This window comes from Mesorhizobium sp. B3-1-7 (assembly GCF_006439385.1).
In the GTDB taxonomy this organism is placed as follows: Bacteria; Pseudomonadota; Alphaproteobacteria; order Rhizobiales; family Rhizobiaceae; genus Mesorhizobium.
In genome coordinates this window covers 57,228-69,415 of sequence record NZ_VFTL01000028.1, presented here as the reverse complement: position 1 = coordinate 69,415, position 12,188 = coordinate 57,228, and the positions used below count along the sequence as shown (strand labels likewise).

12 protein-coding genes are annotated in these 12,188 nt (G+C 65.0%); 4 read left to right on the top strand and 8 right to left on the bottom strand.

Going from position 1 to position 12,188, the window contains the following annotated elements; all coding sequences use genetic code 11:
• Position 1: 1 nt before the first annotated feature.
• From FJ417_RS22510 to FJ417_RS22500, 3 genes are read right to left on the bottom strand one after another with little or no spacing between them, the layout of a single operon-like run.
• Entirely contained in the window at positions 2 to 1,150 is a 1,149-nt protein-coding gene (locus tag FJ417_RS22510) for a carnitine 3-dehydrogenase (protein ID WP_246687517.1), read from the bottom strand.
• Between the two features lie 5 nt (positions 1,151 to 1,155).
• Complete coding sequence (locus FJ417_RS22505; protein ID WP_140784963.1) at positions 1,156 to 1,782, bottom strand: HD domain-containing protein; 627 nt, start codon at positions 1,780 to 1,782, stop codon at positions 1,156 to 1,158.
• A gap of 14 nt (positions 1,783 to 1,796) precedes the next feature.
• Positions 1,797 to 2,720 (bottom strand): 3-keto-5-aminohexanoate cleavage protein, encoded by a 924-nt coding sequence (locus tag FJ417_RS22500; RefSeq protein WP_140784962.1) that lies wholly within the window; start codon positions 2,718 to 2,720, stop codon positions 1,797 to 1,799.
• Positions 2,721 to 2,851: 131 nt separating this feature from the next.
• On the opposite strand from FJ417_RS22500, the gene FJ417_RS22495 reads away from it, so the two are divergent.
• Positions 2,852 to 3,832 carry a GlxA family transcriptional regulator gene (locus tag FJ417_RS22495; protein ID WP_140784961.1) on the top strand — a complete coding sequence of 327 codons (981 nt, stop codon included), beginning with the start codon at positions 2,852 to 2,854 and terminating at the stop codon, positions 3,830 to 3,832.
• Between the two features lie 48 nt (positions 3,833 to 3,880).
• On the opposite strand, the gene FJ417_RS22490 is transcribed toward FJ417_RS22495, so the two are convergent.
• Together FJ417_RS22490 and xylA are read right to left on the bottom strand one after the other, a co-directional pair.
• A complete protein-coding gene (locus tag FJ417_RS22490; RefSeq protein ID WP_140659952.1) occupies positions 3,881 to 4,105 on the bottom strand; it encodes a hypothetical protein in 225 nt (74 codons plus the stop codon).
• Positions 4,106 to 4,276: 171 nt separating this feature from the next.
• The gene (xylA, locus tag FJ417_RS22485) at positions 4,277 to 5,602 is read right to left on the bottom strand and encodes a xylose isomerase (protein WP_140784960.1); all 1,326 of its coding nucleotides are present in this window, start codon (positions 5,600 to 5,602) and stop codon (positions 4,277 to 4,279) included.
• 113 nt (positions 5,603 to 5,715) lie between these two features.
• Here xylA and FJ417_RS22480 point away from each other — a divergent pair, with 113 nt between their 5' ends.
• Positions 5,716 to 6,078, top strand: a complete 363-nt coding sequence (locus FJ417_RS22480) for a nuclear transport factor 2 family protein (protein WP_140784959.1) — start codon at positions 5,716 to 5,718, stop codon at positions 6,076 to 6,078.
• 227 nt (positions 6,079 to 6,305) lie between these two features.
• On the opposite strand, the gene xylB is transcribed toward FJ417_RS22480, so the two are convergent.
• From xylB to FJ417_RS22460, 3 genes are all read right to left on the bottom strand, one after another.
• Positions 6,306 to 7,760 carry a xylulokinase gene (gene xylB, locus FJ417_RS22470; protein WP_140784958.1) on the bottom strand — a complete coding sequence of 485 codons (1,455 nt, stop codon included), beginning with the start codon at positions 7,758 to 7,760 and terminating at the stop codon, positions 6,306 to 6,308.
• An 82-nt stretch (positions 7,761 to 7,842) separates the two neighbouring features.
• Complete coding sequence (locus tag FJ417_RS22465; protein ID WP_181183278.1) at positions 7,843 to 9,162, bottom strand: tetratricopeptide repeat protein; 1,320 nt, start codon at positions 9,160 to 9,162, stop codon at positions 7,843 to 7,845.
• 108 nt (positions 9,163 to 9,270) lie between these two features.
• Positions 9,271 to 9,894, bottom strand: a complete 624-nt coding sequence (locus FJ417_RS22460; protein WP_140784956.1) for a LysE family translocator — start codon at positions 9,892 to 9,894, stop codon at positions 9,271 to 9,273.
• A gap of 330 nt (positions 9,895 to 10,224) precedes the next feature.
• Between FJ417_RS22460 and FJ417_RS22455 the strand changes: the two genes are divergently transcribed.
• On the top strand, positions 10,225 to 10,893 hold the full coding sequence (locus FJ417_RS22455; protein ID WP_246687519.1) for a L,D-transpeptidase: 669 nt from the start codon (positions 10,225 to 10,227) through the stop codon (positions 10,891 to 10,893).
• Between the two features lie 120 nt (positions 10,894 to 11,013).
• Entirely contained in the window at positions 11,014 to 12,180 is a 1,167-nt protein-coding gene (locus tag FJ417_RS22450; protein WP_140784954.1) for a diphosphate--fructose-6-phosphate 1-phosphotransferase, read from the top strand.
• The last annotated feature ends 8 nt before the right edge of the window (positions 12,181 to 12,188 follow it).

Below are 12,188 nucleotides of genomic sequence, written 5' to 3'. Positions count from 1 at the left end.
CTCAGCCCTTCTTCTTGCTCTTCTTCGCCTTGTCGGCGTTCGCGGGCTTCCCGGCTTTTGCCGGCTTTTCAGCCTTTGCCGGCTTCACGGCTTTCTTCGCCGGCTTTGTCGCCTTGGCCTTTGCGATGGCCTCGGCTGGGGTATTCTTCGTCGCCAGCTTGGCGAGCTGCTTTGTATAATCCTTGTGCAGCGCGCCGGCGCCCCAGCCCTTGCCCTTGTTCTGCTTCGACAGCGCTTCCATGATTGCGACTAGGTTGTCGTCGCGGATCTTCTCCAGCTCGCGGATCGACAGGCCGTGCGCCTGCTCGTCCGACTGCGTGGCGATCAGGTCGACAAGCTCGTCGTTGAACTCCGGCACGTCCATCAGCTTGGTCCACGGCCATTTCAGGCAAGGTCCGAACTGCGCCATGAAGTGGCGCATGCCGGCCTCGCCGCCGGCGACCCGGTATACTTGGAACATGCCCATCTGCGCCCAGCGCAGGCCGAAGGAATAGCGCATGATGTCGTCGAGTTCCTCGACGGTGCAGATGCCGTCCTTGACCAGCCAAAGCGCCTCGCGCCAGGCGGCTTCAAGCAGGCGGTCGCCGACAAAGGCCTCGATCTCCTTGCGCACCACCACCGGCTTCATGCCGATCGAGGCGTAGAGCTCCTTGGCCACTTCGATCGCCTCGGGGAACGTCTGCTCGCCGCCGACGATCTCGACCAGCGGCAACAGATAGACCGGGTTGAACGGATGGCCGACGACCAGCCGCTCCGGGTGCTTCTTCATCGCCACCTGCATGTCGGTCGGCTTGATGCCGGAGGTGGACGAGCCGACAATGGCATTGGCCGGCGCATGCGCGTCGATCTCGGCCAGCACCTTGTGCTTGAGGTCGAGCCGCTCCGGCACGCTTTCCTGGACAAAGTCGGCGTCGACCACCGCCTCGGCGATCGTCTTGGCGAAGGTGAGCTTGCCTTCCTTGGGCAGGCCGCCGGGCAGCATCTGCTTGTAGGCGCGGCGCGCGCCCTTCATCACTTCGCCCACTTTACGCGACGCTTCCGGATCGGGGTCGAAGATCGACACGTCGATGCCGTTCAAGAGCAGCCGCGCCACCCAGCCGGCGCCGATGACACCGCCGCCAATGGCGGCCGCCTTGTTGATGATGCTCATGCTTGTCAGGCTCCGGTTCTCGTCTTGGCTATATCGGGGTTGGTGAGGGCCACGCGCTCGCCGGCGCGGATCACCGCCGGGTCGTAGGCCTTGCGGGCGAACACTTCGAGCACGAAGGGCCGGAAGAACTCGACCGGCAGCGTCTCGTAGTCGGGGTCGAAGCTTGACTGGTCCCAGCGCTCGCAGAACTGGTCGCAGTCGTCGAAATAGAGGTGTCCGGCGAAGCGGTCGCGGGCATGCGGGTTGCCGCCCAGATGATGCGCGTAATAGAGGCGCTGGAAATCGCCGTGCTTTTCCACCACCCAGGTGCATTGCTCGCGCACGAAGGGCTTCAGGATCGCAGCCGCATATTCGTCGTGGTTGTAGGGCGCGTAGATGTCGCCGATGTCGTGCAGCAGCGCTGAGACGATCCAGTCGGTGTCGGCGCCGTCCTGCCAGGCCCGCGTCGCGGCCTGCAGCGAATGGCCGAGCCGGGTGATCTTGTAGCCGGAAAGCCCTTCGTCGAGCTGCACGAGCGCGTCGAGCAGCCGGTCGCCGGTCTTGGCGGCATAGTCGATCTCATGGGCGGTCAGGAATTCGTAGTCTTCCTTGTCGCCGTCCTTCATCGCGGTGAATTTGACGGTATCAGTCATGACCAACGCCCGCCTTACGCCGCGGCCGCGATCGGTGCCCGCTTGGTGAGATTGAGCTTCTTGCGCACTTCCTCAGGCCCGAGCACGCGCGCGCCGAGATTGGTGACGATGCTCGCCGCGCGCTCGACGAGCTGCGCGTTGGTCGCCAGAACGCCCTTGTCGAGCCACAGATTGTCTTCCAAGCCGACGCGGACATTGCCGCCGGCGAGCACCGCCGCCGCCGCATAGGCCATCTGGCTGCGGCCGATCGAGAAGGCCGACCAATTCCAGGTCGAGGGCACGTTGTTGACCATCGCCATGAAGGTGTTGAGGTCGTCGGGCGCACCCCACGGGACGCCCATGCACAGTTGCACCAGCGCATCCGGGTTGAGGACTTTTTCCTCGACCAACTGCTTGGCGAACCACAGATGCCCGGTATCGAAGGCCTCGATCTCCGGCTTCACGCCCAGCGCCGTCATCATGCCGCCCATGGCGCGCAGCATGCCGGGCGTGTTGGTCATGACGTAGTCGGCCTCGGCGAAATTCATCGTGCCGCAGTCCAGCGTGCAGATCTCCGGCAGGCACTGGCGCACATGTTCCATGCGATTGGTGGCGCCGCCCATGTCGGTGCCCTTCTCGTTGAGCGGCAGCGGCGCTTCCGGCGAGCCGAACACCATGTCGCCGCCCATGCCGGCGGTGAGGTTCAGCACCACGTCGACATTGGCCTCGCGGATGCGATCCGTCACCTCGCGGTAGAGATGCACGTCGCGCCTGGGCTTGCCGGTCTCGGGGTCGCGCACATGGCAATGGACGATCGCGGCACCAGCCTTGGCCGCGTCGATCGCCGAATCGGCGATCTGCTTGGGCGAGCGCGGCACGTGCGGGCTGCGGTCCTGCGTGCCGCCGGAACCGGTCACGGCACAGGTAATGAAGACCTCGCGGTTCATCGCAAGCGGCATCTTGATCCTCCCAGATTCGATCAGCCATGCATGCCACCCAGAAGCGGGAGCCGACAATGGCACGGCATGCACAGGAATTCATCAAGAATGCCCGACTTGCCGGAAACTGTTTTGCGTTTTACGAAGGTCTCATGATCAAAAGCGAAAAGCCGACCATCTTTCGATCCGAACCCGAGCCACTCAAGGTGACGTTCCTGGTGTTCTCGGGTTCATCGATCATGTGCGTCGCCTCGGCGGTCGATCCGTTGCGCGCCGCCAATCGCATCTCCGGCGAGACGCTGTTCGATTTCAAGCTGGTCTCGGTCACGGGCGAGGCGCCGGTCACGACTTGCGGTCTTCCTGTGGCGGTCAGCGGACGCTTCGACGCGGCCGAGCCGACCGATATGCTGGTCGTCGTCGCCGGCTTCGGCACGCAGAATTACGCCACGTCCGCGCTGCTTGCCGGCCTGCGCAGGGCGGCGCGGGCGGCCCGCGCCTGCGGCGGCGTCGAGGCCGGCACCTGGCTGGTGGCGCGGGCCGGGCTGCTCGAGGGCCGCAGCGCCACCACGCATTGGGAGGATATGGAGGAGTTTTCGACCGCCTTTCCCGGCGTCGACGTGCGGCCGGACCGCTATGTCATCGACGGGCCGGTCTTCACCTCCGGCGGCGCCTCGCCGACCTTCGACCTGATGCTGCATCTGGTCCGCACCCGGCTCGGCATGGCCGCCGCGCTCGATGTTGCGAGCGTCTTCATCTACGACCAGGCCCGCGCCGCGACCGACGCGCAGCCGCTGGTATCGCTCGGCCGGCTCGACGGCTACAACCCGCGGCTTGCCCAGGCGATCCGCCTAATGGAAGCGCATGTCGACCAGCCGCTCACCATCGACGCCGTGGCCAGGCGCGCCGGCGTGACGGCAAGAACGCTGGAAAGCATTTTTCGCAAATCGATCGGCGAGACGCCGGGCGCTTATTATCTGAGGCTGCGCCTCAGCGCCGCCCGCCGTCTCGTCGTCGACACGCGCATTGCCATGGCCGATATTGCCGGGCGGACAGGCTTTTCGTCCGCCGCGGCATTTTCCAGGGCATTTTCGAGAGCGTTCGGCGAGGCGCCGGTCAGGCTTCGCCGGGGGTAGGGTTAAGGCGGCGGCCTTCCGCTCGCTAAGGCGGCGGCCTTCCGCTCGCTATGCGGCGGTCTGCCGCTCGCTCAAGTGGCCCTGCTGCTCACTGGCGCTGTCCATCTGCGAGCGCATCTGTCTCGCAAGACGGATTTCGAAGCGGTTGCTGACGGCGCGATCCCATTCGGTCTTCACGTCGTTCGTAGGCCGAGGCAATGCCATCAGCCGGTCGATGATCGATCCGGTTTCGCCGGACGAGAGCAGGGCGTCGATTTCGCGTTCATGCTGCATATCGGTTCGCCTCCTTCTTCTTCACCCGCCACAAGAGCCACGTTTATACGAGTTCCGTGACGGCTGTTTGAAGGCAAGAGCGGGGCGATTAAGGGGCGGCTCGGGGCAAAACCTTGTCGTGAAGTTCTGCCCCGCGCGAATGCAATACCATCGGGCATTCCGCCTGAGCGATCAGACGTAGCGGTTGACGATATTCTCCAGCAGTTCCTGCCGACCGGAGCACGGCTGCGGCTCGATCTTCTCCTTCACCACGCGCTCGGCGATCTCCTCCAGCGTGCGCTCGCCCGAAACGATCGCCTTGCCTTCGGCGGTGTTCCAGCCGGCATAGCGCTCGGCGAGCGGGCCGGACAGCGCCTTGTCCTCGATCATCTTGGCCGCCGCCTTGAGGCCGCGCGCGCAAGCATCCATGCCGCCGATATGGCCGATCAGGAGATCGTCCGGGTCGAGCGACTGGCGCCTGAGCTTGGCGTCGAAATTGGTGCCGCCGGTCTTGAAGCCGCCGGCCTGCAGCACTTGGTAATAGGCCAGCGCCATTTCCGGCACGTTGTTGGGGAACTGGTCGGTGTCCCAGCCCGACTGGTAGTCGTTGCGGTTCATGTCGATCGAACCGAAGATTCCGAGCGCATTCGCCAAAGCCAGCTCATGCTCGAAGGAATGGCCGGCCAGGATCGCGTGGCCCTGCTCGATGTTGAGTTTTACTTCCTTCTCCAGCCCGAAGCGCTTGAGGAAGCCATAGACGGTGGCGACGTCGTAGTCGTACTGGTGCTTGGTCGGCTCCTGCGGCTTCGGCTCGATCAGGATCGTGCCCTTGAAACCGATCTTGTGCTTGTAATCGACGACGAGATTGAGGAAGCGGCCGGCCTGCTCCTGCTCGCGGGCAAGGTCGGTGTTGAGCAGCGTCTCATAGCCCTCGCGGCCGCCCCACAGCACATAGTTCTCGCCCTTGAGCTTCTTGGTGGCGTCGATGCAGCTCTTCACCGTCGCGGCCGCATAGGCGAACACATCCGGATCGGGATTGGTGGCCGCGCCCGACATGAAGCGGCGGTGCGAGAAGAGGTTTGCCGTGCCCCATAGCAGCTTGACGCCGGTCTCGCTCATTTTGGTTGCGAAATAGTCGGTGATCTCGTCGAGGCGCGCCGCACTCTCCGAAAAATCCTTGCCTTCCGGGCGCACGTCGGCGTCGTGGAAGCAGAAATACGGCGCCCCCAGCAGCGAGAACATTTCGAAGGCGACGTCGGCCTTGAGCTTGGCCAGTTCCATCGTGTCGACGCCGCCCGGCTTGGCGAACCAGGGACGGTCGAAGGTCTGGCCGCCAAACGGGTCGCCGCCCGGCCATGCGAAGGAATGCCAATAGGCGACGGCGAAGCGCAGATGGTCTTCCAGCCGCTTGCCGGCGACGACCTCGTCCGGATTGTAGAAGCGATAGGCCAGCGGATTGGTCGAATCCGGCCCTTCATATTTGATTGTCTTGATGTCGCCGAAAAATCCGCTGCTCATGGTTTCCTTCCTCTCCGAAATGGTTTCGCCCGATTACCTCGGGCGTAATTGGTTTGGCGTCCGTGGGGCGCGAAAAGCGTCGTGTCGAAACGGTCCAACGAAGGATGATGATCATGACCGACCTCAACACGATCGCCCGCAACTACATCGCCGCCTGGAACGAGAGCGATGCGGCCCGCCGCAAGGCGCTGCTCGACGCGGCCTTCACCAAGGATGTCAGCTATCGCGACCCGGTCATGCGGGGCGACGGCCACGCCGGCGTCTCGGCACTGATCGACGGCGTGCAGCAGCGCTTTGCCGGCTTCCGCTTCTCGCTGAAGGGTGAGCCGGACGGTTTCGCCGACCGCATCCGTTTCTCGTGGAACCTGGGACCCGAAGGCACGGAGTCCGTCATCGAAGGCACCGACATCGGCGTCATCGAGGATGGCCGCCTGAAGAGCGTCACCGGGTTCTTGGATAAGGTGCCGGCGCAGTGAGGCTAATTTCGGAGGGGCGGTGCGAGCCCCCCCTCTCTGGCCTGCCGGCCATCTCCCCCTCGAGGGGGGAGATTGGCTGTCACGCAGGCCTTCGCCAATCGCAAGCGTTGAAAAAAGTGCAGTGGCGCTGAAGCTGCTGATCTCCCCCCTTGCGGGGGAGATGCCCGGCAGGGCAGAGGGGGGTGCCTCGCGCCTACCCATGCAACTACTAGGTGCCTCGCGCAAACTCACGCAGTTACCGCCCGGATCGCCGGATAGAGCGCGCGATAGCGCTGGTAGGCATCCGCGAAGGCGCCACCCAGGCTTGCGTCCGGCTCGATGGTCGCATCCGTTGCCGGCGCGGTGCACACGGCCAACGGATCAGCACCCGTCGCGGCGATCAACCCCAGCCGTGCCGCGCCGAAGGCGGCGCCGAAATCGCCGTCGGCGGGAATATCGACCGGCACCTGCAACGCGGTGGCGATCGCCTTCAGCCAATAGCGCGAGCGCGAGCCGCCGCCGATCGCGGTCACCCGGGTCAGCTCCGTGCCGGCCTTCTTCAGGGCCTCGAGACTGTCGCGGAAAGCGAAGGCGACGCCTTCGAGCACCGCCTGCGTCAGCACCACCCGACTCGATTCATGCGCGAGCCCGGTGAAGGAGCCGCGGATGGCGGAATCATTGTGCGGCGTGCGCTCGCCCGAAAGATAGGGCAGGAAGGTGACGCCCGTCGGCGCCTTCAGCGCATCGCCGAGTTCACGCGTCAGGTCGCCGGCGCCCTTTCCGGTGATTTCCGATAGCCAGTTGAGCGAATCGGTGGCCGACAGGATGACGCCCATCTGGTGCCATGTGTTGGGCAGCGCATGGCAGAAAGTGTGCACTGCGCTTTCCGGGTTGGGCAAATAAGAGGCGTTCGCCGCAAACAGCACGCCCGACGTCCCGAGCGAGACGAAGGCGTGACCGGCGCCGACCGTGCCCATGCCGCAGGCCGAGGCCGCGTTGTCGCCGGCGCCGCCGGCAACCGGGGTGCCCGCCGCGACGCCCCATTTTGCGGCCAGTTCGCCGCGCAAGGCGCCGGCCTTGGCGGTGCCTTCGACCAGCGAGGGCATGTGCTTTTCGTCGAGCGACGTCGCCGCCAGCAATTCGGCCGACCAGCTGCGCTTGCCGACATCGAGCCACGAGGTGCCGGCCGAATCCGACATTTCGGATATATGCTCGCCAGTCAGCCAGAGCCGCAGATAATCCTTGGGCAGCAGCACCTTGGCGACGGCGGCAAAGATCTTGGCTTCGTGTTCCTTCACCCAGGCAAGCTTCGGCGCGGTGAAGCCCGGGAAAACGATGTTGCCGGTGAGCTTGCGGAAGCGCGGATCGGCATCGAGCGCGGCCGCCTCGACATGGCTGCGCGTGTCGTTCCACAGGATGCAGGGGCGCAGCACCTTGTCCGATGCATCGAGCAGGGTGGCGCCATGCATCTGGCCGGAAAGGCCGATGCCCTTGACCGCGGCCAGCTCTTTCGGATGCGAAGTCTTGAGTTCGGCAATCGCCGCCTCGCAGGCCTCGATCCAATGCGCCGGATCCTGTTCCGACCAGCCCGGATGCGGCCGCGAGACATCGAGCGATCCGTGGCCGGAGCCGATGACCTTCTGGCCGCCGTCGATCAGCAGCGCCTTGACTCCCGATGTGCCCAGGTCGAGGCCGAGATACATGATTTCCTCCCAATGCCGTTAATTTTTTCGGATCTCGAAAAAATCTGGCTTGGCCAGTTTTTAGGGCAAGATCCGTCCCGGGTCAATTCTCTGACAAATCGGCGGCGCGCCGCATGAACAGCGCCGACAGCGGGCTTTCCGGCCGCGCCAGCTGTCGCTCGGCGGTCAACGCCCGCGCGAGCGCCGTATCGCCGGCGCGCAGAACGGCCTCGATCAGCGTCAGGTCGATCACGTCGCGCTGCGCATGGCTGCCGCCGAAACGATGCGCGATCGAGCGGATCGGCCGGATCAGGCGCACTGCCTCGTCGTGATTGCCTTCGCCGAAGGCCTTGATCGCAAGCGTCAGCGGATATCCGACATCGCGCGTGAATGCGGCGTTGTCGTCGCTGCCGCGCATCGCTTCGCGTTGCGCCTCGAGCAGCGTCTTGGCCGGCGCCTCCAGTCCGGCGCCGACAAAGGCCATCATAGCATGCACGTCGTTGAAGGCGTAATTGCCGGCGGCGGCTTTCGGGATCCAGTTGGCGGCGAGCGCCGCCCAGCGGTCGCCGACATCGACGCCGCCCAGAGTGAGGCGCCACAGGATCGCCGAGGCATCGACCATGTTGAGCGCCAATGTCGAGGGATCGCCATAGATCGGCCCGTCATAGAGCTTGAGCACCTCGTCGGTTTCGCCGAGATCGTAATGGAACAGCGCCAGGTGCCACCAATTGTGGATCTGCAGGAAGCTGTCCTTCGACCAGGCGTCGGGATCGGCGCGCATCCAGGCGATGCCGTCTCGTTGTCGGCTTTGCATCTCCATGACATGCGCGACCGCATGCTGCGCCCAGCCATCGCGCGGTTCGATCTCCACAGCCTGCCGGCCGAAGGATTCGGCACGGGCATAGTCGCCCATCTCCTCCAGCCCGAAGGCCTGCATGCCGAGAATGGCGTGGTAGCCCGGCATGCCTTTTTGCCAGGCCGGCAGCGCCCGGCCGATGCGGTCGCGCAGCATGCGCGCATTGCCGGTGAAGAAGTCGATCTGGTGCCCCACCTGCAGCGCCAGCGCGTCGTGCGGGGTGTCGATCGCGATGTCCTCGAGGATGCGCGCGGCTTCATGCCAGTGGCCATTGGCGAGATGGCCGAGCGCCGCGACATGTGCCTGTTCGCGCGTGGTGCCGGCAAGCGGCTGCGCCGCCGCATGACAGGATTGCACGACGGCCATCGCCTCCCGCTCCGTGGCAAGGCCGAACAGATAGCCTTTGAACACATGCGCCATCACGAAGCTGGGATCGTCGGCGATGGCGCGGTCGATTGTAGCGACCGGGTCGCCGACGAAGCATTGCAGCTCATGCACGGCGCGGGCATAGGACGGGAACCCGGCTTCAGTCGCGCCCGAGTAAGCCAGGCCGAATGCGTCCTCCATCATTACGTCCTCGCTATCGACGATTTTTCGGTCGGGATCCGATCCTAGAGCAACCCGTACCAACCCGCCAACCGCAGAGACGTGATCTGCCTCGCTTTTGCCCCAGGCCTAGCTGCTGGAGCGCATCGCCACCGTGGCGACGCCGGCGCCGACCAGCAGCGTGCCGCCGGTGCGATTGAAGATGCGGATCGCCTTCGGGTTGCGCACGATCGCGCGGGCCTTGGATGCAACCAGCGCGTAGCCGAAGGCGTTGGCGAAAGCCAAGGTCAGGAAGGTCGTCTCGAAGATCAGCATCTGCGTCCAGAAGTCGGCGTGCCGGTCGAGGAACTGCGGCAGGAAGGCGACGAAGAAGGTGATGCTCTTCGGGTTGAGCGCCGTCACCAGCCAGGCATGCGCCATCATCCTTGCCGCCGAGACCGCGTCGGTGCGCGGCTCGGCCTTCAGCGCGCCGCCGGCGCGGAACAGTTTTATGCCGAGATAGATGAGATAGCCGGCGCCGATCACCTTGAGCACGGTGAACACCGTGGCCGAAGCCGCGAGCAGCGCGCCGATGCCGAGCATCGACAGCGTCATGGCGGTGAAGTCGCCCAGCGCCACGCCCACCGCCATCGGCAGCGCGGTGCGCCAGCCTTGCCCCAGCGCGTAGGAGACGACCAGCAGGATCGTCGGGCCTGGAATGACGAGAAGGATGGACGAGGCGGCGGCGAAGGCGGCCCAGTTTTCGAAGGACATTTCCCTGCTCCTTGAGCAAAGAAAAGGATAAATCCTGGGGTCGCCGGGAATGTAAAGGGGCCGTTGGAGAAATCTTCGGCGCCTGGGTCGCAGGTCCATCGGCCGCCGCAACGATCCGTTAGGGTTAAGCCCGACTTCCGGTCTTTCACCCTTTTTCAACCATGAGTGGCGAAAATACCCGCTATCCGGCCGGACCGTGCTTCCCGCCGGCAGCGTAGGGTTTGGTGCATGCGCGAGTTGCCGCAAAGTCTGACGCCGCCTTCTAGCGGCGCCGCAATCGATACTGAAATTCAGCTTTCCCGCCGCGCCGTGCTTTCCGGCGCCGGCGCCATGGCGCTGCTCGGCCTGGCCGGCTGCAGCACCACCGACACGCTCGACCTGCCGCAAATGCAGCTCGACAACACCGTCACCGGTTCCGTGCCGCCCATGCGCCCGGCGATCAGCGTCGACAAGAACATCACCGGCCCCGACGTCATGTACGCCTCGCTCAACGATGGCGGTTTCCAGGTGCCGGAGGTGCCGTGGCGGAAGGTCAAGCCGCAGTTCCGCCGCCAGATCGTCGTCGACAAGACCGGCGAGGCGCCCGGCACCATCGTCGTCCATCTTGAAGAGCGCATGCTCTATCTGATCCAGCCGGGCGGCGACGCTATCCGCTATGGCGTCGGCATCGGCAAGGACGGCTTCCGCTGGTCCGGCCGCGCCAACATCCAGTATGGCAAGGAATGGCCGGTGTGGACGCCGCCGCCGGAAATGATCCAGCGCAAGCCGGAGCTGGTGAAATGGCAGGGCGGCCAGCCCGGCGGCCTCACCAACCCGCTCGGCGCCCGGGCGCTCTACATCTACCAGAACGGCAGTGACACGGGTTACCGCATCCATGGCTCACCGGAATGGTGGAGCATCGGCCAGGCGATGTCGTCGGGCTGCGTGCGCCTGATCAACCAGGACATCATCGATCTCTACAGCCGCGTTTCCAAGAAGAACCCGGTCGTCGTGGTCTGATCTTTTTCGGGCGGCCTGTGCGGCCGCCACTTTCAGGATCATGCTTCCGCTTCTTCCGTTGCGCGATGCCGCAAGACAGGCGAAGGTGCCCTGAAAGCGTTCATCCGGGAGTGAAAAAGCATGGCTGAAACCTTCGTCATCGCGCAGGGCGGTGGCCCGACCGCCGTCATCAACCAGACCGTCGTCGGCGCCACGCTGGAAATCCGCAAGCGTCATCCCGGCGCCAAGGTGCTGGGCTCGATCCACGGCGTGCGTGGCATTCGCGACGGCAATTATGTCGACCTGTCCGCCATCCCCGAGGATCGGCTCAGGCTGATTGCCGGCACGCCGAGCGCGGCCCTCGGCTCCACCCGCGACAAGCCCGACGCCGCCTATTGCGAGGTCATCCTCAACGGCTTGAAGAAGGCCGGCGCCGACGCCTTCATCTATATCGGCGGCAACGACACCTCGGGCACCCAGCAGATCCTGACCGATGCCGCCGGCGGCTCGATCGCCTTCGTGCACGCGCCGAAAACCATCGACAACGACCTCGAGGAGAACGACCATACGCCGGGCTTCATCTCGGCCGCCGAATTCGTCGCCGGCGCGTTCCTGTCGGTCGATCTCGATTTCCGTGCGCTGCCCGGCATTTATGTCGGCATCGTCATGGGCCGGCATGCCGGCTTTCTCACAGCTGCCGCGGCCGCCTGGCAGCTCGATCCCGACAGCGGCCCGCATTTGATCTACGTGCCCGAGCGCGCCTTCTCGGCAAAGCGCTTCATCGATGAAGTGCGCGAAAAGCTCGATCGTCACAAGCGCTGCATCGTCGCCGTCTCGGAAGGCGTCAGCACCGCCGACGGCAAGGCGCTGGTCGAAAGCCTGGTGCCGCCGGAAAAGCTCGAACGCGACCAGCACGGCAACGTCAAACTGTCGGGCAGCGATCTGCCGGCGGCGCTCGAACGCGCTCTGGCCGAAGGCCTGCCGGGCAAGCGCGCGCGAGTCGATGCGCTGGGCTACATGCCGCGCGGCTATATCGGCGCGATCAGCGCCGTCGACGCCAAGGAAGCCTTCGACGCCGGCGCCTTCGCGGTTGCCGTCGCCGGGGAAGGCGGCGGCTCGGTCGCGATCCAGTATGACGGGTCGAAGAGCGTGCTGAAGAAGGTGCCGCTGAAGGCGGTGGCCGGCAAGACGCGCCACATGCCCGACGATTTCATGCAGCCGGACTTGAACCAGCTTTCGGAAGCCGGCATGGCCTACCTGAAGCGGCTGGTGCCGGAAAAATACAAGGTCGGGAAGCCGTTCGTCTGATGAGCGAG